Origin of the sequence: Rheinheimera mangrovi, from assembly GCF_003990335.1 — a bacterium.
Lineage (GTDB): Bacteria > Pseudomonadota > Gammaproteobacteria > Enterobacterales > Alteromonadaceae > Pararheinheimera > Pararheinheimera mangrovi.
In genome coordinates, this window is the sequence record NZ_CP034683.1 from 2,629,870 (window position 1) to 2,654,822 (window position 24,953).

At 46.2% G+C, this 24,953-nt stretch carries 20 protein-coding genes; 4 read left to right on the top strand and 16 right to left on the bottom strand.

The window, feature by feature from the left end:
* Positions 1 to 7: 7 nt before the first annotated feature.
* From cas1c to EK374_RS11850, 13 genes are all read right to left on the bottom strand, one after another.
* Complete coding sequence (cas1c, locus tag EK374_RS11790; RefSeq protein ID WP_127023664.1) at positions 8 to 1,024, bottom strand: type I-C CRISPR-associated endonuclease Cas1c; 1,017 nt, start codon at positions 1,022 to 1,024, stop codon at positions 8 to 10.
* Positions 1,005 to 1,646: a CRISPR-associated protein Cas4 gene (cas4, locus tag EK374_RS11795; protein WP_206099188.1), complete on the bottom strand. Its 642-nt coding sequence runs from the start codon at positions 1,644 to 1,646 to the stop codon at positions 1,005 to 1,007. The genes cas1c and cas4 overlap by 20 nt, the downstream gene beginning before the upstream one ends.
* Position 1,647: 1 nt before the next feature.
* Entirely contained in the window at positions 1,648 to 1,944 is a 297-nt protein-coding gene (locus EK374_RS11800) for a type II toxin-antitoxin system RelE/ParE family toxin (protein WP_127023670.1), read from the bottom strand.
* A complete protein-coding gene (locus EK374_RS11805) occupies positions 1,941 to 2,141 on the bottom strand; it encodes an addiction module protein (RefSeq protein ID WP_127023673.1) in 201 nt (66 codons plus the stop codon). Before EK374_RS11805 ends, EK374_RS11800 begins: the two co-directional genes overlap by 4 nt.
* An 85-nt stretch (positions 2,142 to 2,226) precedes the next feature.
* Entirely contained in the window at positions 2,227 to 3,057 is an 831-nt protein-coding gene (gene cas7c / locus EK374_RS11810) for a type I-C CRISPR-associated protein Cas7/Csd2 (protein WP_127023676.1), read from the bottom strand.
* A gap of 10 nt (positions 3,058 to 3,067) precedes the next feature.
* Positions 3,068 to 5,029 carry a type I-C CRISPR-associated protein Cas8c/Csd1 gene (gene cas8c, locus EK374_RS11815; protein ID WP_127023679.1) on the bottom strand — a complete coding sequence of 654 codons (1,962 nt, stop codon included), beginning with the start codon at positions 5,027 to 5,029 and terminating at the stop codon, positions 3,068 to 3,070.
* Positions 5,026 to 5,745, bottom strand: a complete 720-nt coding sequence (gene cas5c, locus EK374_RS11820; protein WP_206099189.1) for a type I-C CRISPR-associated protein Cas5c — start codon at positions 5,743 to 5,745, stop codon at positions 5,026 to 5,028. Before cas5c ends, cas8c begins: the two co-directional genes overlap by 4 nt.
* 17 nt (positions 5,746 to 5,762) lie before the next feature.
* Complete coding sequence (cas3, locus tag EK374_RS11825; protein WP_127023682.1) at positions 5,763 to 8,228, bottom strand: CRISPR-associated helicase Cas3'; 2,466 nt, start codon at positions 8,226 to 8,228, stop codon at positions 5,763 to 5,765.
* Positions 8,229 to 8,331: 103 nt separating this feature from the next.
* Entirely contained in the window at positions 8,332 to 9,171 is an 840-nt protein-coding gene (locus EK374_RS11830) for a helix-turn-helix transcriptional regulator (RefSeq protein WP_127023684.1), read from the bottom strand.
* A 153-nt stretch (positions 9,172 to 9,324) separates the two neighbouring features.
* Positions 9,325 to 10,074: an NUDIX hydrolase gene (locus tag EK374_RS11835; protein ID WP_164731867.1), complete on the bottom strand. Its 750-nt coding sequence runs from the start codon at positions 10,072 to 10,074 to the stop codon at positions 9,325 to 9,327.
* A 365-nt stretch (positions 10,075 to 10,439) separates the two neighbouring features.
* On the bottom strand, positions 10,440 to 11,642 hold the full coding sequence (locus EK374_RS11840; RefSeq protein WP_127023690.1) for an ABC transporter permease: 1,203 nt from the start codon (positions 11,640 to 11,642) through the stop codon (positions 10,440 to 10,442).
* Positions 11,643 to 12,443: an ATP-binding cassette domain-containing protein gene (locus EK374_RS11845; RefSeq protein WP_127023693.1), complete on the bottom strand. Its 801-nt coding sequence runs from the start codon at positions 12,441 to 12,443 to the stop codon at positions 11,643 to 11,645.
* Positions 12,444 to 12,469: 26 nt separating this feature from the next.
* On the bottom strand, positions 12,470 to 13,297 hold the full coding sequence (locus EK374_RS11850) for a DUF3025 domain-containing protein (protein ID WP_127023696.1): 828 nt from the start codon (positions 13,295 to 13,297) through the stop codon (positions 12,470 to 12,472).
* 289 nt (positions 13,298 to 13,586) lie between these two features.
* Here EK374_RS11850 and asnB point away from each other — a divergent pair, with 289 nt between their 5' ends.
* From asnB to EK374_RS11865, 3 genes are all read left to right on the top strand, one after another.
* On the top strand, positions 13,587 to 15,251 hold the full coding sequence (gene asnB, locus EK374_RS11855) for an asparagine synthase B (protein ID WP_127023699.1): 1,665 nt from the start codon (positions 13,587 to 13,589) through the stop codon (positions 15,249 to 15,251).
* A 434-nt stretch (positions 15,252 to 15,685) separates the two neighbouring features.
* Complete coding sequence (locus EK374_RS11860; protein ID WP_127023702.1) at positions 15,686 to 17,704, top strand: hypothetical protein; 2,019 nt, start codon at positions 15,686 to 15,688, stop codon at positions 17,702 to 17,704.
* Complete coding sequence (locus EK374_RS11865) at positions 17,667 to 17,915, top strand: VF530 family protein (RefSeq protein WP_127023705.1); 249 nt, start codon at positions 17,667 to 17,669, stop codon at positions 17,913 to 17,915. The genes EK374_RS11860 and EK374_RS11865 overlap by 38 nt, the downstream gene beginning before the upstream one ends.
* A gap of 58 nt (positions 17,916 to 17,973) precedes the next feature.
* On the opposite strand, the gene EK374_RS11870 is transcribed toward EK374_RS11865, so the two are convergent.
* Positions 17,974 to 18,765, bottom strand: a complete 792-nt coding sequence (locus EK374_RS11870; RefSeq protein WP_127023707.1) for a polysaccharide lyase — start codon at positions 18,763 to 18,765, stop codon at positions 17,974 to 17,976.
* Between the two features lie 140 nt (positions 18,766 to 18,905).
* Positions 18,906 to 20,918 carry a GGDEF domain-containing protein gene (locus tag EK374_RS11875; RefSeq protein WP_164731868.1) on the bottom strand — a complete coding sequence of 671 codons (2,013 nt, stop codon included), beginning with the start codon at positions 20,916 to 20,918 and terminating at the stop codon, positions 18,906 to 18,908.
* 574 nt (positions 20,919 to 21,492) lie between these two features.
* Here EK374_RS11875 and EK374_RS11880 point away from each other — a divergent pair.
* On the top strand, positions 21,493 to 21,867 hold the full coding sequence (locus tag EK374_RS11880) for an IS1096 element passenger TnpR family protein (protein ID WP_127023713.1): 375 nt from the start codon (positions 21,493 to 21,495) through the stop codon (positions 21,865 to 21,867).
* A 78-nt stretch (positions 21,868 to 21,945) separates the two neighbouring features.
* On the opposite strand, the gene EK374_RS11885 is transcribed toward EK374_RS11880, so the two are convergent.
* Positions 21,946 to 24,945, bottom strand: coding sequence for a di-heme oxidoredictase family protein (locus tag EK374_RS11885; protein ID WP_233280239.1), 3,000 nt, complete (start codon positions 24,943 to 24,945; stop codon positions 21,946 to 21,948).
* Positions 24,946 to 24,953 lie beyond the last annotated feature (8 nt).

Sequence of the window (24,953 nt, forward strand, 5' to 3'; positions counted from 1 at the left end):
CGCAAATTTACTTACTGATAAAAGGTGGGTACTGCTGTAAGTCTCCACGAATATGCCTTGCCAGCAAAAGTGCCTGCACATGAGGTAACAAACCAATTTCAACGTCTTCGTCTAAAAACTGATGTCGGATCTTTTGTTGTTTCCGGCTTTGATACTCTTTCAATACCAGCTTTCTAGCATCGTCCTTTAGCTTTACTGCCCCACCGGTTTCCGTAATAAAATCAGACGGTTTTAGCTGTTGCCGGTTCAGCAGAGTAAGTACCAGTCTGTCAGCAATAAAGGCTCTGAACTCCTCAAGCAGATCAAGCGCTAAACTATCACGCCCAGGTCTTTCCTGGTGCAAAAAGCCTACTTGCGGGTCCAATCCTACACCTTGCAATGCGGCGCTTATATCGTTACCAAGCACAGAATACATAAAAGACAATAAACAATTGACAGGATCTGTTGGTGGCCGCCTGACCCGGCCAGAAAACTCGAAACCCAGATCTTTATTGGTCAGTAGCATATTAAACACAGAAAAATATCTGGACGCCGCCTCCCCTTCATAACCGCGGATTTTGTCCAAATCTGCACAGTGTTTTAAGGTATCCAACACATGATTGATGGCTGTGATCTGCTGACTAAATTCAACAGAGTTTCCGTGGTTGCGTTGATGGCGCTGTAACACTTGCTTTTGCATCTGAATTTTCGCCGCCACAATATTTCTGGCAACAGAAACCGGGTCTTCGTCTGCTTTACGGTATTGAGCACGGCGCAACAACACATTACCCGTTTGTTTACCCTGTACTCTCGCTAAAAACCTGCCGTATTCAGTAAAAAACGCCAGATTGACGGAGTTTTCACCGCAAAAACCCATCACTTGAGGCGACACCATGACATTACCAAAGCAAAAGATAGCCCCAATACCATGAATAGGCAGCTGAGCTGCTTTTTCTTTATTAATATCAATAACTAAAGTTTCACGCTCTTTATGCAGGTACGCACCTTGCGTATTGATGTACAAACTATTCTGTAGTCTCTTCATCGAAATCTTCCGTTGAAAAAAGGCGATTCACATACTGCAAGCTGTTGTCCTTTTGTAATAACTTCGGATTACACAAATCAAACAAACTGCAGGCATGGCAATGCTTGTCATACACAGCTTTTGGGGTAATACCAGACTCCAGCATGGTGGCTACATCAGCAATCACCTGTAAGGTACGCTGACGCAATTCGGGTGTAAAAATCACGGCCTGACGATGACGGGTTTGGTTATACCAAAGTGCTCCTTCAGCCACAGTTTTTCTGGTCATTTCTTCCAGACATACAGCCTGAGCACAAAGCTGAATTTCATCCCAGTCACTTACTTTGGGTTTACCCCTTTTATATTCCACCGGAAACAGTTCACCAGTGGATAAATCCTTTTCAACCAAGTCCAGTTTGCCGGTAATGCCAATATTTGGTGCAGCTACCTGCACTCCACGCTCAATCCGGATCCCTTTCCGGGTTTCCGGCTCACCACTATCCACCCGTTCATGCAACAAATGGCCTTGTGCAGTCAGAAAGTTATCAGCCCACACTTGTTCGTTATGGATTAGCGCGCATTGACGTGGACAAAAGGCGTAGTGCTGAAGCGCAGCAAGTGGGATCAGTCTTACATCATTCATACTATTGCCTGCGCTGCCAGCTATCGGGTGCACGTCTGGCATGCAGTACGGCGATAATGCTAATCACCTGTTCTGTTTCGATAAAATAAATGCAATACGGGAAACGCTGGACTACTGCCCGGCGAATCATCTTATAAACCATGCGATAGCGCTTTGGCATCCGCTGAATGGCATGCAGCTGTGCATCGACACACAGCAGAAATTCATGCCCCAGGTTGGGCAAACAAGACTGATAGTACTGAAAAGCATACTGCAGATCCTTTTTGGCAGCCGAGCGGATCAGCAATTTGGCAGTCATAGCCGGGCAATTTGTGCTTTCACACTGTCCCAGCTTTCCCCCTCTGCAGGTTCCAGCTCATACTCCGCCAAACGCTCTGCCAACACCTTACGCTGCGAAGCACTTAGCTCACTGGCATCCGCCTCAGCCCGAACACTGTCCCATAACTGCTCTGCCAGTAAAATCTTTTCGCTGGCACTTAGCTCATGAAGGTTCATCTGCATATCTCCAAACTAACCTGATTGTGTTGGTACTATAGCTTTTTCAGAGCCTGATTGCTGCAGGCTCTGGTGTTATGCAAAGCTAGAAACCGTCTATTTCTTCAGCTTTTAAGTTATCCAAAGGCGTTAACTGATAGCTGCCATCGGGTTTTACATCCAACGATCTGTGCACTTTAGCTGACGAATATTGGCCAGCCTTACTGTTATGTTTCCACCAGATCACCTTTTCTACCGCCATAGAACCTTCCGGCCTTGCCGACGAGGCATCGCCTTCAAACAGCTTCGGCAGAATGGATTTCAGAACATCTGCATCTGCATCACTAAAGCCGGTTTTTTCTGCAAGTTGTGGTGACATGGCTCCAAAGGCAACGTAAACAGCCTGATCAACACGGTGCTTCATCCCCATGGTATCTGAGCCTTTTTTACTGCCATCGCCATCACCGCTGACACTTTTGGTTATTTGGGTGCTGGTAATGCTCACCGGCTCCCGGCTAAAGGCTGATTGAATACTGACTGGTCCACGAATAGGGATTGAAACGCCGTCTTTCTCTTCGCTTTTAAACGCAAATAATTGACCAAAAGCACGGACATCAAACCAGGTATTACACGCTAACTTTGCTGCATCTTCAGGTTTTGTTTTTTTGGCATTCAACGCATCTTTACCTAAAACGCCTTCGGCTCGTGCACGCAGGCTTGGGTGTCCATCGTTTTTCTTTTCATCCGATTGTACAAAAATTGCCTGACCAGCATCTTGTAAGCGATCACGGGTTTTACGCTTTAAACAGACGTCAGTAATTTCACCAAAACCGTCATAGTCGGTTCGTGGGCGGTTACCATTTAACGGATCGCCGTTTGGGTTAGCGTTTTTTACTGAAAAAATAATGGCGAAATCAATTTTGTTTTGTAAGCTCATGTTGGTTTCCTTATTCCGATGCATCTGCGGTTTCTACCGCGTCTTTTTTACTGTTTAGTTCTAAACGCTGGCAGTGAAACCCAAGTAAAAACTCACCACTTAGCGCTTTGTCTGACGTAAATTCTGTAGTGTCGAACGCCGACTGAATGCTATCCAGCAAATCTTTTCTTAACTTTAAAAAGCCGGGGCTTACATTTTGCAAACGATGCATATAGGGCTTTAGTGCCAGCTCTAAATTACGCCAGGTGGAAAACGGCCTGTCGGCAAAGCGTTGCATTAAACGGTCAGCCGTGGTGTTACGCTTTTCACCCGCTTTGTAAAGCGCGTAGGATTCTATATTTTCAGCTACCGCCAATAAGCGGCCATATAAATAGTCCCGTGAGGTACTGGTTTCATCTAATGCCATGGCATAGTCCTTTTGATATTTTGAATGAGATGTACGTTTACAAAAGCCTTTGTATAGTGCGCACGCAATTCCGAGGTTTTGCTCCCAGCGCCATGTTTCATCTATTTTGTAAGCTAAACGATTCGTTGCCCGTTTAATGGCGTAGTTAACAATGTCTACAGGTAAAGGCCTGCCTTCAACAATGCAAGGCAACAGACGTTCGGTCAGGTTTTTCTTAAGTGAATCAGTACTTTTTAAAACGTCGCCGTAAACTGCATCCCAAATTTTATAAGGGGCGGGAGCACAAACCGACCAAACTGTTTTCTCGACAGGTTTAGTTTTGCCATTACTGTTCAGCGTTACTTTATGCCGCTGTGGCCAGGCAAAATCCTGATACCACTTTTCTAAAGAGGCTAAAAACTCTTCAGCTATGGTTTCACGATAGTAAATAATACCCATGCGGCCTGGCGTAGCGGAATCCAGCCCCAAAATACAAATGCTCTCGTTCCGTTCTAACTCTCCTTTACCAGTGCCTTTTAAGTGTTTTTTCAGGTTTAGCGCATAGCTTTGGCCTAAATCGAGTGAGTGATCTTTGTCGGGTAGGATTTCGGTATTTAACAGATCCCAGGGATCTGCAAACGGGTTTGGAGTCTTTTTGCCTGAAATAGCCCAGCTTAGGTAGTAGGCATTATTATCACCACCATCGCCCACTTTGATACCTTGCCTTTTTAGCAAAAATCTTAGGGCATTATGTGCTTTTTGCGTTACATCAAAACTCACTGCCGATGCTTGCTCACTATCGGTAAATTTACCTCTGAAGGTAAATCCACTGCTATCGTTGGCGGAGATTAATTTTGCTTTATCGCCGTTGTGTCGAATTTTGGCTGGATGGTTTGATGCTAAAACACTTTGCTCGCCTTTTATTAAACACAGGCCAGGCTTACCACCATTTAAGCTGTCAAAGTTAATCCAACTTTGCTGAATTTCAGAATCAAGCCAGGTTTTAGACTGTACTATCCCGGGCACTTCTACAGTCCAGCACACTAACGCTGATCCTTGATCCAACGATCCTTTTTCTTTTGGTAACAATCTAAAAATGGCAGGTGCTTCCGAATCTCCAGACCATTTTGTTAAAAGTTCACCGTCTGCGGCATGTAATACACCATGCTTAATCAGGTCCGCCACAACCGTTTTCTGAACAATATAGGTGTGAATAATTTTAAGTGTAGATATAGCAAACTCTGATTCGCACCAAGAACGTAGTAAAGCCTCATACAGCTCATAGCCAGAAGCTTTTTTTCCACCAAACTCGGCATAATCACCAGCAACATACTGGATTTTGTCTGCTAATGGATGGGGTGCCAAGCCACTGCTCCGGCCCGCAGACTGTTCAGTTGCCGGTAAAACTATTTGTGTTTTCTCCAGCACTTCAGCTCTTACGAAATTACCATTTTCGTCAATCACAATATTGATATGTGCGTTCTGCGGAGTGTGGCTAACCGGCATTAATTGCTGTTCCTGCGTTAAATCTGCAGAAAACTTCTGTGCCTGTTCATAAGTTTCGTATAAACGCGCTAACCAGCTCATAACGCAGCCTCCAGCTCTTCCACAGCCTGTTGATTCACATCAAGCACAAACTCTTTTGGCTGCATGTCGCGGATAAAGCGGCGGATCTGGCAATCTTCTGGTCGGGGGAACGTGACAACTCCCTGTTTCATAGTGGCATGCCAAAACCGGGTATGCAGTTCATCTACACCCGTTTCATCCGGGTAATCAAAACCATGGAACATCAAGCCAAAACCAAGTTCATCAATTCCATCATAAGCCCCGGAGCCAGAGCCAAACTCACAAGGTTCCACATAGCCCTGGCAATCGCGCGTCCCTAAAAAAATGTCTTGTCTACCACCTTTTTCAAGCATTCGGTTCGCAATACTAAAGTGCTTGCCATCAACACGATCTTTCGCCAAATCAGGCCGACAAGTATTCCATTCAAAATGCGCTTCAACCTGATATTCAACTTCATGCAGGAAGGTATAAATAGCCAGACTATTCCCCCCTCCCCAGTTTAGTGGTTTAGTGCCCTTCGTCTGTGTCCGTAAAGGGTTTATCACTCTGACTCTGTCGACATACCAAGTGATTGTTGGTTTCCAATAGATGGATTTCAGAACTCCCTTTAGCGCTTCATACGTAGGTAAGTGATATGAGCATTTCTCCCCACCAACCTTTGTGATCGGATCGGTAAATAGCGCATAACGTCCCCATAGACGAAAACTAATGCTGTTTTTCATCGGTTTTGTCTCCATTATTCCGTCCTTTTCAGTTAGAAAACTAAGTTGTACTGTTCTGCACAAGCATTCGTGCATATACCAAAATCCTGGCTATAAAATCGCTCATCGAGATAGAAAATCCCTTCACCTTCGATAACTTCATAAATTGCATTTTGCTGCTGAAGTTGTTCCCATACATTTGGAAACAAATTCACGCTGTATTTCTGTAGCCTCCGGAGTAATTGGTAATAGGTGGCCGCATCAAATTTTTTGTTCACCGCACAAAGTTCTTTCAAAAATGTTCGTCCTTCACCATAAGGCACAATAAGCGACTGTGTCGGCGCGTCTATTGCCTTAAAGGCTTTTCCGGCTGTCATAAAAGCATGTTGTAATGTGAGCATAGGATTTGCGTTTGGATTTCTGGCATTCACGCTTAACAGATTCAGCAAATCATTCGGGCCTTCTTCTACCCTAGCTTTTATGGGGTAATTCATCTCATCGCTACGTTCAAAAAAGTAGTACTGAAAATACTGCTGCATCACTTCTGGTTTCAGGAAGTCTTTGCCCTTGAATTCATTAAAAATTCGTTTTGTAGCTTCTTGGCCTGCTTTGATATCCGGTAGTAAATCAATTGTCTCTTTATCCGGATTGATCACATAAACCGTTGATGTCGGATGTTTACCATTACGATTGCAGCGACCAGCAGCCTGAGCCAAAGAATCTAAACCCGCCAGAAAACGGATCACGGTAGCAAAATCCACATCCACGCCAGCTTCAATAAGTTGAGTACTGATACACAGTACAGGCAAATTGGCATTCAGACGCTGCCGTATTTTTGCTAACAATGCCTTACGATGAGCCGGGCATTGTGCTGTGCTTAAGTGAATTAACGCTTCAGCATCCACTTCACCACTTTGCTGTAAAGACTTAAAAAGTGCCTGGGCCCAGTTTTTGGTATTTACAATAATCAGACAGCTTTGTTTCAGCTTCACTTCGTCAAGTGCAAGCAATGTAATTTCATCTAATGACCAGCCTAACGGCTTAGTTACGTCGAGGATCTCGACTCTTTTTAGCTCGTCAAACAAATCGGTAACGTCAGGCATTAACTCATTGTCATCGGTTAAATTCAGTCGGCCTTTTTCCTCATTTTTAACTTTATGCAGCAAAGGCTGAGTTGCAGTACAAAGCACCGCTGTCGTTTTGCAATACGCGGCCAGGTAGTTCAACGAATTATTAAAAAGATGAATGCAGTTCACAGGTAAAGTCTGAATTTCATCGAAAACGATGACACTATTCGCCAGTTGATGTAAACGCCTTACACCACGGGTGCCGCCGCTTAACAATGTTTCAAGAAATTGCACCATAGTCGTCAGCACTATAGGGGCATCCCAATTTTCACCGACTAATTTGCTATGCCAGGTTTGTTGTTCAGGTTCCAGATTCGAATGATGTTCCAATACCCATGGGCGCGCATCATGATCACGATGAAGTACTTCCCTTATCGCTTCGGCATTTTGCTCAATAATTGAAGTGTATGGAATGATGTAAAACACACGGTCAAGCTTATGCTCTTTTGCATGATGCAGCGCATAACGCAAACTGGAATAAGTTTTCCCGCCTCCTGTCGGCACAGTTAGGCTATAGATCCCCTGCGCATCCACGGCAAGTTTTAAACAATGATCTGAAATTTGCTTACGGATAGAGTCCACGGAATTTCTGCATTCCAGTGTTGCTACAAAAGTTTCTACTCGCAGACATGCCTCTGCCCAATCAGGCTTCTGGTGTCTGTATTGGCTATATTCCGGATTCTCAAAATCGGCACTATTGACTCTATCCGCGTCTATAAGGCAACTGAACAGGAATTTTGTGTAAAAACCAAGATTGAACGCCCGAGCAACCTCACTGTATCCAGAGGCTTCAGTTGAATGTTGCTTTAACTTGTTGACGACACTTTTAATAAAATCGAGCGATGTAAATGAAGCAGCTTTAGTCAGAATTTCTGCATCCGCCACCCTTATACATTCTTGCAGATGAGTCAGCTCATCCGCTTTGCGGATCCGGCTTAAGAAGCCTGAGCCATTCTCAGAGGGTAAACAGTCAATTAAACCGCTGTGATGAGACGCGATGCACAAAGCTAAAATTTGTATCGCTGCGATGGCCAGTCTTTGATCTGAAGATCCTTTTTCAGGAAAGCATCGCAGTGCCACTGGCAGCAGTTGCTGAAAAACCCATTGGGCACCTGCTGATGAGTGGTCGATTTTTCCTTTCAAACTTTTTACGTCAACATCGTCAATGTCAGCATCAAAACTGGATACAGACTGCTGAATAATGAGTTGCATATAGCCTTGAAAAGCCTGACTAAACTTGCCAAAGTCATGCAATAAACCAAGCAGTAAACCGACATCACTCTGACCAAGTTTATTTGCATAAACTGCAGCCAATGCACCAACTTCAATCAAATGTGTTTTGACGCTTTGGTGGCTAATACCATCTTTCGCAGGATGAGCGATGTAGTTCATTTGCAGTATCTCCTTTTCAATATAACCACTCTACCCTCTATCCCTGAATTAACAACACTGTACAAAAACACCTGTAAACTAACTGTGCAGGTTGTTGGTAAGCTTATGATTTTTCTTCAAATAGCCAGGGTTTTATTTCGTTCAGATTGATTAAAACCAGCTGCTGGGCTTCGGGGCTGATGTTGATGTCGCGGATGTTGACCTGCATTTCCTGCAGCACGTATTGGGCAAGGCAAGCCCGGGTTTGGAGCTGGAGTTTGCCGTTTTGCATTTGGTAGTCCTGGCGCAACACTTCTTGTTGGGCTGGGGTTAAACGTGGGTCGGGTTGGAATTCTAGACAAAACTCAGTGGTCCAGCCGGGGTCTAGCTCTGCGCTGATGTTGGTTTTATCCAATAACTCCGGTACACCACGAAAACGGCTTAAGACAAAGTCACGAAAGCCTTTGGATTTTTCGCAGTACGCCCGTAAATGCCAGCGCAACCCTGCACTGACAAAATGATGCGGCACAATGATACGGCCTTGCCGATCAGGATTACTGACCGATACATAGTCTACTTCCAACCTGCGTTTTTGCCTTATTGCCCTGACCAAGACCCGAATGATTTCTGCGCTTACCTGGCGTTTCGGCAGAGCTAAGGTGGTATAAGGCAAAGCGGTGCTGACGTCGGCAATAGCGTCCTGATGGCTCACCCAATTCAGATACTCCACTACATCGCCACAAATGTAGCCGTGCTTAAAATCAGGTTGTGGCAGAAAACCTTTATAACTGGCGTGATAAAGCAGATTTCCAGGTAACAATTGCTGGTAATAAAGAATATCTTTTTGTGCCTGAGTGCGGCTGATGCCAAACTGGCGGATTAAGTGACTGGTACTGATCCGGCCTTCCCACCAAGCGATCAGTTCGATAAACCATAATCTTTTGTCCTGATTAATGCTAAGCACTTCATGTCCCTGAAATTTTGCTTTGGCACTACCATAGCGTAACAGGGACAAACACTACAACGGCTTTGGTAGATTTTATTTCTAAAGCAGTCGAATTCGACGGGTTTGGAGTCGATCCGATAAATTAGGGTAAAGTCTCTTTAACAACCAAAACTAACCCATAAAAATCTCATACTCATCAGGTCCTTTCATATAGCCCTCCACTTTCCGGCTTAAAAGCCGCTGGCCTGTTAATGCCGTTTGTACCAGTAGCTTGTTGTAAGGGCTGGCGTTAGGGTCAGCCAGATACTCGGCACAATCAAACCAGCGGGCGTGCAGAATTTCGCGCGGGTCTGGTTTTGGCTCTGTTTCTTCTGCGGTTAAACGGCAGACCATATACAAATTAGAAGCACCAAACTGGCCCTGATGGTGATGGCGTAAGCCTAAAAAGCTGTCAAAGCGAGCTGTGACACCTGTTTCTTCCTGTACTTCACGAATGGCGGCATCGGCTAAATGCTCTTTCGGGTCCACCATACCGCCAGGCAATTTAAAATAGCCTGCTCTGCGGCCCTCCAAAGGTTTTTCCTGCACCAGCAATACTTTGCCAGAATTGGATAACACCACAGCACCCACCCCAATGCTATGGGTTGCAGCTAAAGGCAAATAGCTGTCGGCCTGCAGTTTTTTGCAAAGCATTAATTTGTCTGGCATGCAGTGATGAAAGGCAAAACCAAGTTCAACAGCGACGGAAATCAGCTCTGAGCGCGAAGCCGGTAGCTCAAGCCAAATTAAAGAGTAATGCTGACGCCATGCCTCCACAGATGCAGCTAAACGCCCGGCAAATTCGGCTATCGTGTCAGGCAGTTGTTCCGGTCCAATAAAGCAACCTTTGTATGGGTTGACTATGGCATCAAATAACTTCATTAAACTCCCCTTCGTACTTAAAGCTGCAGCTTTAATGACTTCATATGCGCAGAAACGAAACGGGCGCCGATAAACGACGCCCCTACATTGAATCCGCGGGTGCCCCGGCCCTTTCATTAACACCGGGGTATCATTAGACGGGCGGGGACAAGCCCCTATAACATCACCTTGTAATTTGAAACGGGCGGGGACAAGCCCCTATAACATCGCCTTGTAATTTGAAACGGGCGGGGACAAGCCCCTATAACATCACCTTGTAATTTGAAACGGGCGGGGACAAGCCCTATAACATCGCCTTGTAATTTGAAACGGGCGGGGACAAGCCCCGCCCCTACAGCCAACATGCGTTAACATGCTCGAACATTTTATCTGAACAATACTTTTTCTTTTTGGAACCAGCTGACACAAAAGGCCAACATGGCTCCTGCGATCACTACTGTCGAACCAAAAATAGCCAACAGCATACCTATATCCATAGTGCCTTTAATCAGCTCTTTAATGGCAAGTGCAACGTTGGCAATAGGTAACATAGCCATTGCCCAGGTCAGCTCTACGCCAGGCATTAACGCCACAATCAGCGGCATAAAGACGATCATGCTCAAAGGGCCAATATAGTTTTGTGCTTCTTTAAAGCTGCGGGCATAGATGGATAATGACAGCAATAAAGATGCAAAAATGGCAGACAATGGGATCAGCATCATCAGGATCAGTAACAGATCGGCAACGCCTAAAGTAGACATAGTTTTAGCCACTATATCGACCCCCATTAAAGAGCCAATAACATAACCCCAGCCACCAAAGCTACTGACCGTAATAAGTGCAGAGGCTAAGCCTGTGGTCAGTACAGTCAGAAACTTTCCTAACACAATAGAGGTTCTGCTGATCGGGCATATTAATAAGGTTTCTAAAGTACCGCGCTCCTTTTCACCTGCACCTATATCAACAGCCGGATAAGAGCAGCCGATTAAGCACAAAGGGATCAGGATGTAAGCAACAAAACCGCCAATTTTTTCACCCAAATTTTCACGGCTTTCGGCGGTATTTACTTTTTCCAGCTTGACTGGTTGCAACAATGCATCCACTTTTTCGGCACTTACACCTAAGCTATCCAGCTTGGCCAGTTGCAGCTTTTTGCTGTAATCGCGCAGCAACTGATTGAAGTATTTATCAATCATATCAAGCTGGGACGACATATTGTAAATCACAGTCCATTGGCTTTGCGTCAGATTAGTTACATCGGCACTAAAGTCGTCGGCAATGATAATAGCCAAATCAAATTTATCGTCGCGAATAGCTTGTTTCAGTGCTTCCGGTTCGGTCAGATCAGACTCTACCTTTTTGAAATTTTTGTGATAAAACAAAGCTTCTGTTAATTCAGGCGCTTTATCTGCATTGATAATGACGTAGCGATGCTCTTCTGCTTCTGCATTCTTCGCTACGTTCGCTACCACTAATCCCATAATGCCAAACAGCACAGGGAAAACCAGAATCGGCAGTAAAATGACAAAAAACATGGTTTTTTTATCGCGGACTAACTCGGTGAGTTCTTTAAGGTAAACTTGCCACATTTAGTTGTACTCCCTGTTGTGCCCTGCCTGATTAATCACATTCATAAATGACTGGCGTAGATCACCGTCAGCACTTAACGCTTTAAATGCATCAAAGCTGTCGGAAAACGCGCTGATGCCTTTGTCTATCACCACAACCCGATCACACAAAGACGCGACTTCATCCAAATGATGGGTAGAAAAAATAACAGGTGTGCCCTGCTGTTTTAACGAGCGGATAAAATCCAGTACCGTCTGGGTGGTCATAATATCCAGGCCGGTAGTAGGTTCGTCTAATATAACCACTTTGGGTGAATGCACCACAGCGCGCGCTATGGCGGTTTTTTGCTTCATACCACTGGACATGGCATCGGCTTTACGGTTAGCAAAATCGTGCATATTCAGCAGGGTGAATAGTTCTTCAATCCGTTGTTTTAATGCGGTTTCGCTCATCCCATGCAAACGGGCAAAATATGCAATGTTTTCATAAGCAGTGAGGCGGCCATATAAGCCAGTGCTGCTGGATAAAAAACCGATTTTTTTACGGGCCTGCACAGGTTGCTTTAACACATCCACGCCTTCAATCAACACAGAACCAGAATCTGGCTGTAAGGCAGTCGATAAAATACGTAAAGTGGTGGTTTTACCTGCACCATTCGGGCCCAATAAACCTAATACTTCGCCTGAGCCACAATCAAAGCTGACGTTGCGTACCGAATGGAAAGCGTCTTTGCTATAGCGCACATCTTGTTTTTCACTGTCCGACAACTTTTGGCCACGACTAATGGCAAAAGATTTAGCCAGCGCGTCGATTTTTATCATTGATAGTTCCCTTTGTTATTCTTCTGTTAAGTCGTATGCCGTTTCGGTCTGAAATAACTGGTATCAGCATAAAAGGCCAGATCCTGAGCCTGTTGATGCCAGCCCGGTACTCCCAGTAATGGCAGTGGACTAAGCTGTTGATTATCAAGCAGCAGCTCTGCTTGCACAAGCTGAGCTGCTAATAAGTTATCAACAAAATCGTAACCTTCTGTGTCTGGACAGGTCAAGCCTGAGGGCAATTCAATACACCATAATTTTGCGGTTAAACCAATAAAAGGCCTGGTTGCCATTTCATAGTTCGCATGGCCAAAAATAATAGGATTTAGCTCAGCCCATAGGTTTTTATGCTGATAAAAAGCGTCGGTCCATTGGTGATCACGCAATAAATCCAACATAAATCGCTGCGAAGGCTGGATACAAAGCAACACGCCACATTCATCTAATAAGGTGAGCTTATGCCTAATTTTGCTGCGTTCTTTAGTGCCAAACTGTTGAATTTGTGCCATATGCAGCTGATTCATTACCCGCTTGCTTTTGGGGAATAAACACCAAATCAAGGCGCCAAATAAGTCATGCCAGTTGTCTGCACGCATAGGTATTTGCCGGGTTTGCCAAATAAAGTCTTCGTAATAACGACCATCTGCATCTAGCACTGAGCTGTCAACAAAGCTCCAGTCCTGTAGCTCAGTGCGCTGATGCAACCAGGCTGTCAGCAGCTCTGGCGACGGGAAATGGCGTTGTTGTGCTAACGGAAATTGTGCAGCCAAAGCGCTGAATACACCGGGCTGTAAAAATAGCTCTGGTTGCCAGGCTGTGGGTGCCATGAATCTGGAGTTTACGCTGCTTTTTTGCATGAATAAGAAAAAACCGTCTGTTGTGCTGAAACCATACTTTGTCAATTACCTGCAAAAAACCTCTTGCAATTTTCCTGTAAGCTGGCAAATTCAAAGAGTACGTATAGACGTACATACTGCCAAAATGAAATGTATCCGTCGTAGTAGACGCCGCAGCTTTGTTGCCTGCGTTCGCCGCCCCAACCACATAGTCCTTCTATGTCCATGGGGACTCGTTCGCTGGTCGCCGCACTGCAACGCCAACTACTTAGGGTACCGATCTGGATTAATTAATTAGAGGTTACTCATCATGTGTTCGATATTTGGGGTGCTTGACATCAAGACTGATGTTAAAGCCTTGCGCCAGCAGGCGCTACAGTTATCTAAATTATTACGCCACCGTGGACCAGATTGGTCAGGCGTATGGAACAACGACCATGCCATTTTAGTGCATGAACGTCTGGCTATCGTAGATACTGAAAATGGCGCCCAGCCCCTGATTAATCCAAATCGAAATCACATTCTGGCAGTGAATGGTGAGATTTATAATCACAAAAATTTAGAGAAAAACTTAACAGTCGATTACCAGTTCCAGACCAAATCGGACTGCGAAGTGATTTTGCCTTTGTATTTACAGCACGACGTTGATTTTATTGACCAACTGCAAGGCATGTTCGCTTTTATTCTGTATGACGCAGAACAAAACCGTTACCTGATTGCCCGTGATCATATTGGTATTATTCCGTTGTATTACGGCTACGACGAACACGGTCAGTTGTATGTGGCGTCTGAATTAAAAGCCTTGGTGCCTGTATGTAAGCAAATGCAGGAATTCCCACCAGGCCATTACTTTGACAGCAAAGTAGGCAAGCTGGTGCAGTACTATCAGCGCGACTGGCAAAGTTTTGATGCTGTCAAAGACAATCCGGCTGACTTAGGCGAATTACGCGCAGCTCTTGAGCAAAGTGTAAAAAGCCACTTAATGTCCGACGTGCCCTATGGAGTGTTGTTATCTGGTGGTCTGGATTCGTCTTTAATTTCTGCAATTACTCAGCAGTTTGCCCGTAATCGTGTGGAAGATGATGGTCAGTCCGAAGCCTGGTGGCCTCGCCTGCACTCTTTTGCTGTAGGTTTACAAGGCTCACCTGACCTAGTGGCTGCGCGTAAAGTGGCTGACAGCATTGGCACAGTGCACCATGAAGTGCTGTTTACTGTGCAGGAAGGTTTAGATTCTTTGCGTGACGTGATCTATTTCCTCGAAACCTATGATGTCACCACTATTCGTGCTTCAACCCCTATGTACTTAATGGCCCGTAAAATCAAAGCTATGGGTATTAAAATGGTGTTGTCGGGTGAAGGTTCTGATGAAATTTTTGGCGGCTATTTGTATTTCCACAAAGCGCCTAACGCCAAAGAGTTCCATGAAGAAACCTTACGTAAGCTAGACAGGTTGCATATGTTTGACTGCAACCGCGCCAACAAAGCTATGTCGGCCTGGGGTATTGAAGCCCGCGTGCCTTTCCTCGACAAGCACTTTATGGATGTCGCCATGCGCTTGAATCCAGAAGCTAAAATGTGTGGCAAAGGCAAAATGGAGAAACACATTTTGCGTCAGGCCTTTGATGGCTTGTTACCGCACGACATTTTGTGGCGTCAAAAAGAGCAGTTCTCTGACGGTGTGGGTTACAGCTGGATAGACAGCTTAAAAGCTCATGCGGAAAAAGAAGTGACGGATCAGCAAATGGCAACAGCGGCTTTCCGCTTCCCGGTCAATACTCCGGACAGCAAAGAAGCTTATTACTATCGGGTGATCTTTGAAGAGCATTTCCCACACACGGGCGCAATTTCCTGTGTACCAGGTGGTAAGTCTGTCGCTTGTTCTACTCCTGAAGCTTTGGCATGGGATGCGAAAATGGCGCAAATGACTGACCCATCAGGGCGTGCAGTGCGGGACGTTCACGAACAAGGCTACTAAAATCCCCTGCGTCCTTGATGCCGCAACTTTGTTGACCGCGTTCACTCACCCCAGTCGCATAGGCAACTATGCTCCTGGGGTCTTGCTCGCTTGTCGCCTCGTTGCAACATCAATTACTTTGGGTATTGACCCTGCGTTCAATACTGTAGGGGGGCGGCTTGTCCCCACCCGTCTTGTGATACCGCGATGTTATTGGAAAAATACCACGTTACTAATGGAATGGCCTGGACAAGCCAGGGCCCCAACATTTGAATCCGTCTTACGTTTAAGTACTGCCTTTCTGTGGCTTTTCTTTTTATCCTCTGCTATTCCTCAATTTATTGTATTTTTTTTCGGCGAATAATGCGTTTTTATCGGGTTTCTCTGGCGAAATAGTCCGGTAGATCGTATGTTAGGCGCCATCTGAATATGCCCTGAATTATGGATCTAAGACTGTGATCAATTTATCCAAATCCTTGTTCGCTGTAATGCTGCTTGCCAGCTTCAGTGGGGATCTGAATGCAGAAACGGCTCTGACAGGTCAATGGCTGACCGACTTAGAAAAGCAAACTTTACTCGACCCACAAACTTCAGGCGTCACTTTCCGAAAAGGTGAGCTGGTGGTCGTGGGCGATCAAAGTGCAAACGAAAGCACCCGGATGAAACTGTTTCGTATCGACCCGGCTACGGCAACAGCTATTACTCAGCCCATTCAAATTACTGTGGCAGACAGCTTAAAAAACAGCTGCTTTTACAACTATTTAGCCGATAAGCCCGATTTAGAAGCCTTAACATGGGACAGACTGGACGACACCACTTTAATTACAGTGACCGAAGATGCGTCGGCTTATCAATTAAGTAACGAATGTTCAAAAAAGTTTAATCAATCTAATTCAACGGCTTACCCTACTCTGCTGTTAAAAATTCAGGTCGACAGTGCCTTAACCCGTGCCGAAATAGTAGCAGTGCGGCCCGTGCAATTTCCGCTTGAAGCCAAAGTAGGTAATTTTCCCAATGACGGCATAGAAGGTTTAGCTGTTGATGATCACCAGAATTTATATCTGGCACTCGAACAAGACATTGCCAACAAACCTAAGTTATTTAAAACCCGGTTAACTCAGGATTTCTGGTTGCGCGATAACTTTGTCAAAGTGATAGACGCCAACCTGACCCTGCCCGTGCTGGATGACAACGATCATCCAATTAATGGTATCGAGTTTTTACCAAGCCCGATTTTAGGCCACCCTGGTTATTTAGTGGCCGTGGCGCGTAATGACGACGAATTGTGGGTATTCGATTTAACCAACCGTATTCCACCTTTTGTGCAAAAACTGAGTTTTTATGTCAGTACAGACGACAGCGGCCTCTGTCCTGCCTATGACAAGCTGGTGCAAACGGCACTGGAAGCCGTAACTATTCACGAAGGCACAGTGTATTTAATTAACGACCCGTGGAAACAGCACTACGGCGACAATATTCAGTGCGGCACCCATACCGATAAATTTAAACGCATGTCACCGCTGCTATTTAAAATGCCGGTTGACCCACGCTGGTACACTCCATATCGGCCTAAAACTCAAACCGCCTTACCTGCGATCAGTGGTTTAGCAGCTTTGGACCAAAATCATTACTTGGCGGTGCAGGACAAAAAAATTCAACGCCAGGGTGATCGCTTAACCTTAATTCAGGTCAATCAGGATCAACAACTGACAGCACAAAGCTTATTTGTTACTAATTGGCCCTCTGGTCAGGCTTCTAATGATTTAGAAGCAGTCTGTGCCCTGCCAGGCCTTAATAATGAGTTTTTGATTGCAGAAAGTGGGACCTGGCAAGGTGCTTTTGGCCGACTGTTTCATATCAAAGTATTCCCTACTTATGCGCAGGTACTCAACACCTTTGAATTACCTGTTGAACGTGACAGCAGCCCGGAGCAGGACGGCGATAACTTTGAAGGTTTAGCTTGTGCCAAAAAAGATGTGAACCGTTATCTGGTCATTTTAGGCGAGCGCGGAACAGCCACAACAGCCGGATTTTTACAATGGGGTGAACTGGATATGGCTGCAGTTAACATTCAATGGAACAGCCAGAAAATTCAGGTGACAGGCCCAACACAACTTAAAAACCGTAACTACAACAGAGTGATCGCAGATTTGCATTTAGAAGCCGACGTACTTTGGGCCAGCGCAGTGCTCGATAGTTCAGACAACGGCCCTTTTAGCAGTGCGGTTTATCCACTTGCATTGGTAAACCCAACAGCAAAACAGCCCATCAGCTTAATGGCTGAACGGCCAGTGTTATGGCAAATCGACGGTTTTAAAGTAGAAGCCTTAGCCAGCCCAAGCCCGTTGATCCCAGGTGCGGCTCTGATGATGGGCACAGACGATGAAAATTATCACGGCCAGTTCCGGCCTTTAGCGACAACAGAGCAAAGCCCTTATGGCAACCCAAACCCCAAATCAGCCACAACAAAATAATCCGCTGCATGGATTTACCCTGCAGCAAATTCTGGAGCTGCTTGTTGAGCACTACAGCGGTTTTGCGCCCTTAGCAAAGCAAATTCCGCTTAAATGCTTTAGCTCCAACCCCAGCATCAAATCCAGCCTGACGTTTTTGCGCAAAACCGCCTGGGCCAGAACCCAGGTGGAAGAGCTTTTTATCAAGCTGAAACTCTATCAAAAGAGCTAGTTGCAACGGGATGAAACTTATAGCCAATGCGTTTTTCCCGCATTGGCATAAAACGACGTTAAAGCGGTTTGGTGACAATAAAATCATCAAAATAAGCACATTCCGCTTTGTAACTCCCATTTTCAGACTTGGGAGCCCATTCTGGTGAAGCTCCACCATGAAAGGTAATGAATAACATTTTGTGGATTAATGATGCGGCTGTATCTTTGCCACGAAAACGGATTTTGTCATGGTAAATCACTTCAGCCCCATCCACAGATACCACGACTTTGCCGTCGGCTAAATGAACGTCAGTATTTAAACTGACCAGCATCTTCACCTGATGGTAGATACCAGAGATAAAACGGAAATTCTGTGCAACTTTGCTATCGCCAAACTTACCTTTCATATCCTGATGATACACATAGGTTTTAAGCCTTCCTTCAGGTCCAAACATCAGGCGGGCACTCCAACCTTCCGCAGTGATAGGGGCGCCTCCGGTTACAGGACTTTCTGGTCCCAAACCATGCAATTTGCCCCCCTTCACAAAATCAAAATTGTCACAAAATTTCACCGCAAAACTCATTTGGTATTGTCGCGCAGCCTCAGGCAGATTAGCAGCGGCATAAACTCTGTGGCTGCCTTGCTCAAAACCCTGATACGTAACCTTAATAGCATTCGAACCATACAGCCCTTCGTTTTTAACCAAGGCTGCGTAGCGCTTATTTGCTAACAAATGCCCAAACTTAGATAACTTAGCGTCGAAGTTCTCCACGAAAACTTCCTGCTCTCTGGAATTTTCAGCCTCCGCATCATCGCCGCCACACCCAACAAGAAAAAGCGCTGTTGTGATCAATACTGTTGTTTTCATTACACCTTCACCTATTGCCCGGTTCATTCACAAGCATAAGGTTCCAGACAGCTCCTTTTGCATTAGTTTGATCAAACGGGCTTACTACGCTGTTGATACGTCAAGCTTTTTCGTTCAGCCAACATGCCGGGCAAACCTGATTAAACCGGCCCCAGAACGGTCACAGTGCTGCATTGCTGACTGATTAGACGTTGTAACAACTCCTGCTCAGATAACAACGGCTGGTCATCAGCAACATCAAATGACTCCAGCCCAATAATTTGGTTACGGCCTTTTGCTTTTGCCTGATACAGCAAGTGATCCGCCAGTTTCAAGGCCGTTTCCCAATGGATGTTTTGTTTTCCACTTTGTTTCACTGGCAAGCTGATATAACCGCCACTCAGCGTGACTCTGTTCGGCGAAAACTCTGTCTGCAGCGGCTGGCTGGCGATTTCCTGCAGAATACGTTTAGCCAGTTCAGGCAGCGTATCGGGGTGGCTGTGCTGCAGCACCAGCAAAAACTCTTCACCTCCCCAGCGGATCACTAAATCATCAGTACGGCACAAGGCCTTTAGTTTTTGTGCCACAGCAATCAGGATTTCATCACCGGCAGCATGACCCAAGCCATCATTAATCTGCTTAAAATGATCAATATCCAGCAGGAAAATGGCTTGCTCCCCTGTGGTTTTGCCAGCTACTGCAGACGTAGTGTCAGCTATAGCATCGGCCATATAGTGCTGCACTGCCCTGCGGTTCAATAGCCCTGTTAGCGGATCATGCACAGATTGTTGCTGCAGTATTTGATTGTTTTTACTTAGTAACTGATTCACTTTGCGACTGCTGACATAAGCAAAAAACAGCAAGGCTGCAATCACCAGCACCAGTAACACAGCCAGCAGGATCAAACGCTGCGTCAGGGTACGGTTATCCAGCTCCTGCCGCTGTAACTCAGTTTGCTGTTCCAGTAGTTTAATTTGTAAGGCATTTTCCTGAGCCTGATATTTAATCTGCAACTCACTGAATACTTTATCCCGCTCCGACTGAAAAAATTCATCTTTTAGGCGCTGCTGTTCTTTTAATGCCTGCGCTTGCAACTGATACTGCCCGGCCACGCCATATGCATCAGCCAGAAGCCCCTGGATTTGTGCCACCTGACTGGCTGGGGCAAAAGTGCTGAATTGTTCAGCGGCACGACGCATTTCGGCAAGCCCAGTGTCAAAATCCCCCCGCATCACTTTGATATAACCCAGGTTAAAATCAATTACTGTGCCTTCAGAACTGTTATTGATTGAGCTGGCTATGGCTCTGGCCTGAGTCAAATACTGTTCGGCCCGCTGGTAGTTTTTTAGCAGCAACAATCCGGCTCCGGCATTATTGTATCCTGCCAGTTCAACGCGTTTATTGCCCTGCTCCTTACCCAATTTGGCCGCTTGTATAAAGTCTTCGGAACTTTGTGCAGAAAGACCATGCAGCTCTCTCGCCGCATAAGCCCGGTTCAAATAAAGCTCTGGTAACCGCTTGGGTAAATTGTATTTACTGGCCTCAGCAATGGTTTTATCCAACAACTCCAGCGCCACTTTAAAATTCTGCAACGACAACTGAACTCTGGAAATATGCAGATTTAAAAATTGGCGGCGACTATGGGTGGCTGCATCATCAGTATCACCAACGGCGGTATGCGCCTTGAGTAAATGCTCCAGTGCAGACTCAAATTTCCGGTTCGCCTGCAATACTCTGCCAATCACGTTATGGCAGTAATACCCTATGCGTGGATTTTCAACTGCAGCTAATTGATGCTCAATAGCAGCAATAAGCGCTAGGCTTTCATCGACTTGATTGGTGTTTAAATAAATATCCGCTTTTACGGCCAGCAATTCAGCGGTCGCTGCCGGCGAGGACTGAATAGTTGGCATCGCCAAAACAGAGTCGGTCAATTCCAATGCTGCATCAACCTTGTGCTCATCGAATGCCATAGACAGACTTTGGTAACCTTTTACTCTGGCGTAACTCTCGACAGGAACAGACTCAGTTAATGCATCAACAATACTACGAAGCTTGATTTTGTCTTGCGGGTAATCGGCTACGCCTGCAAGCTGATCCAGTTTCTGTTCAAGAGCCGGGTCTGTTTGTTGAGCTGAAGCATGGCTATGGCTAATACCAGCAAACAAAAACATAAGTAAAACCAGAGGTCTAAAAAAGAAGTGCTGCAGCGTGCCTGTTTTCAATGTCATTCATTCCGCGTAGGGTTTCCCACAAAATTCGGAATTTATACTATCAGTTTTTTCAGTATTGATAAGTGCCCAATCTGAATTTAAGTGTGCGGAATTGTGATAAAGCTGATCATGTTGCGTGGCTTTGTGGCCCGTAACTTTTACTTCGATTTGTAGTAGCAGAATGCAGGTCAGTCAGTGCCTTTTGTGCTGAGCCTCTACACGCCTGAACCTGATCCATTGTATGAACAGGGCTATTCTCGCTGCAAGGTTGAAATGCAGGGCATTGCATTCGAAAAGCATGCCTAAGGTGTCGATTCTCTGCAGGCTTTATGGTGAGCGGTTGCCCCCCCCTGAGGCTGACGCTTAGCTCTGTGCAGTCCGAAGCTGGAATGTTTATTTTCCAAAGCATCTGGATCCGCGCTTTAGTCTGTTGTCAGCTTATTTTCCGCGATCAGACGCACAGCGCTGATGCCTTACATATCAGATAAGGTATAACGAAGGCCGAAACAAACTCCATCATAAAAGGACCAGCAGTTTGGAGATATACACCATAGAAATCACCCTTCCCTTTAAAGCCAAAACGCCATGGCGGCGTGTGATTGAAGTGGAAGACAACACGCCCTTTTTTGAGTTGCATTACTTTATTCAGACGATGGTGAAGTTTGATAATGATCACTTGTATGAGTTTCATATCGCCAAAACCCCTGGCAGAAATACGCAACGTATTGATGATGGAAAAATGCTAAATGAGGTGTATCCGCTGGTGGGTAGCAAGGTGTTTTATTTGTTTGATTTCGGTGATTGCTGGTTATTTCAGTTTAAAAAATTACGCAAAAAAGCTGAAAAACAACCCAGGGTAAAATACCCGCGAGTGGTAGAGTCTGAGGGCCGAAACCCAAGGCAATACTAAGTTACCTGAACCCGGGATAAATTAAGACATAAAAAAAGCCCGGCGAAGTTAACCTGTGCTGGGCCTTTTTTATCCGTATTACAAGGACTTCAGGAAGGCCAATAATGCTTCGCGCTCAGCGGTAGGCAGATTTACAAAGCGGTTTTTGATCACTTCTGCTTCGCCACCGTGCCATACAATAGCTTCGGTTAAAGTACGGGCGCGACCATCATGTAAATAACCAGCCACAGTGCCTCCAGCCACAAACTGGGTATAGCCTATGCCCCACAGCGCCGGTGTTCTCCACATGCTGCCGCTGGCAAGGCCTTCAGTGAAGTTATCCGCAAGGCCTGGGCCCATATCATGCAGCAGCAGGTCGGTGTAAGGTTTAATCGTCTGATTGCGCACTTCATCAAATTCAGAGCGGGCGCTGGTTTTCACTTCACTGACGTGGCAAGTGACACAGCGAATATCTTTAAAGACTTTCTCGCCAGCCGCTATTTGGGCAGGGTCGACATCCAGATATGCCAAAGGCGATACCCCTTTAGGGAAACCACTAACCACACTTCGCTGCGCTGGTACGGCTAACAAATGCAGGTACTGCGTCATGGCGGTTACGGCTTCATCTGGTAAACCTGGCTCTGCTGTGACCGGGTCGCACCGTTGTGGGCCCGCCAGACAAGCCAGTTTAGGATAAACAGAAGAAGTCACTGCCATATCCAGCAGAGCAGCATGGGTCACCTGATGACGCAAGCTGACTTTACTTGCTTTCCAGCCGTAGCGGCCTAACCGCACTTCTCCGGTTTCAGGGTCGTACGCATAATTCGCCGTACCTAATACACCGTCGGCATCAGGTGTGGTGCGCACTCTGGATAAAATAGTTTCATCCGAAATCGCTTCCAGTAACCCCATACCAATCAATGGCTGGGCCTGACGTATAGAATGTACTTCAGGTTCTGGCCCTTCAAAGGCAATAGCGGCTTTACGCAGTTCAACTTGTGTGCCGTCGGCCAGGCTGACAGTACTGCTGACAAAATCAGCAACCCAGGCACCATTGCCCCAGTTTTGCAGCGCACCAGTCGTGACAGAGCGGCCATTCATTTGCAGCGCCTGACCATAAATAGGATGAGGCAGATAGTGGCCATTGGCATCTGTACCTGTTGCACCTACCCGCACAGCCATAGTGTCCAGTCGTTGGTTACGCACTGTAGGCGCCACACTGCGGCCATTATTTACATGGCAGTTAAAACAGGAGGATTGGTTAAAACGTGGGCCTTGCAGTTGGCGACCCGCGTCATTGCGATCATTACCATCTTCGTTATGAATACCTGTCCATAAGTTGGTATGAAGCCAACGCCGCCCTTCCATAAAACGTTGCATATTCTGCATACCAATAGTGTTATGCGGCTGCTGAAACATAAACGTTGGATTGTCGGCATAATCATAAGAAACAGACCCCAAGCCTCCTTGCAGCGTGCTCTCTGGCAAAGGTTCGTTCATCAGGCGAGGCTGCACACCGTACCAGGGTCTTAAGCCTTTGCCCATCACATAAGTCAGCTCGTTGGTGTAATAGCGAAATGCTCCGCTATCACCTATAGCGTCCATGGCTTCGCGGGTAGAGAAAAACGAACCTGTGAACTCAATCACATCCCCCTTTTTCAGTACACGGGAGTCCACATAACTGCCATTAGGTACCAGCACGCCATCCGCATTGGCAGAAAGTGCTCTGTGACCAGGATAGCGGTCAAACACTACACTGCACCCGTCATTCGCGCCAATCACACCGTTATAACCACTGTCCGGGCGCAACAAAACGCCATTGGCTGGTTTGGCGATCACGGGGCAAGCAGCACCTGGATCCTGGTAAGTCGAGTCATCCAGTAAATCACCAGGGCTCATCCAGCCAAAACCTGTGACACCAGGCTCATCAAAACGGCGGACAAAAGAGTGGCCTCCACCTTTTTGGGCTTGCTGGTAATATTGGTTCACCACAATACGGGGTTCAGTCACACCAGCAACATTACTGTTATCAATAAACTCCACACCCCAGGTACGGTTTTTAAAGTAGTTGGCAATAAAATTCAAATGCGCACCAGGGCCTTTATCCAAAGGTTTACCTGCTGCATCTACGGTGTCATTGACGCCAAAACCAATTTCATTCCAGTCTTCACCACGCTCACGGGCATGACGGGAGCGCCCTACCATGCTAAAGCGGGTGACTAAGGTGCCATCTGCCAGAGTAAAGCTAACGGTTTCTATAGGTTCTGCCGGAGCAGGCAATGGCACGCGACCAGCGCCACTTAGGGGATAAGACAAAGCAGAAGTGCTCAGCACTGGCATGGAGCTATCGCTGCCCGGTGTTCTGAATTCAACTTCAAATAATGAATAGCCATACTGAGTACTGCGGGTGATACCCTGAAAACGCAGATAACGCGCATTGGTATCCAGATTCAGAAACTCTTCGGTTTTGCCTTCTGAACCCACCACATAACGCAGCTGATACCAGTTTTGCCCGTCATCCGACACATAAATAGCGTACTCTTTGGCATGAGCATTTTCCCAATAGAGTTTCATCGTGCCTAATGCGGTTTTGGTACCAAAGTCAAACTGCAGCCAGGCGTTATCTGCATCAGTAACATCGTCACCCCAGGCACTTTCCCAGCGACTGGCCAAATCGCCATCTATGGCTTTGGCAGCAGTATTATTGTCATTCTCGTCGCCGGAAGAACTGGCAGTGACAGCAAGGACAGGCTGACTGACCTGAGTTTTGTCGTAACTGGTGTCAATGCGCAGTGCCGCAGGCGGCGAAGGTAAAGAAGGCCCACCAACTTTAGGCAGCGGTGCGGTTTTCGCATCAGGTGCAGCTTCAAGTTCTGGTTCTGGTAACTCAACAGGGAGAGGCGTGACGACAGGCGGTGGAATAACCACAGGAGGCGGCGTTATTACAGGAGGAGCTCCTGAGCCCGAATCATCAGGTACAACACTGCTGCCTCCGCCACCGCCACAAGCTGCAACGGCTAACGCCAGTGCGGGCACCATTAGCCAACTCTTCAGCTGTAACCTGTTTGCATCTGATAACACAACAGAACAAGGGCTCATACCAATCA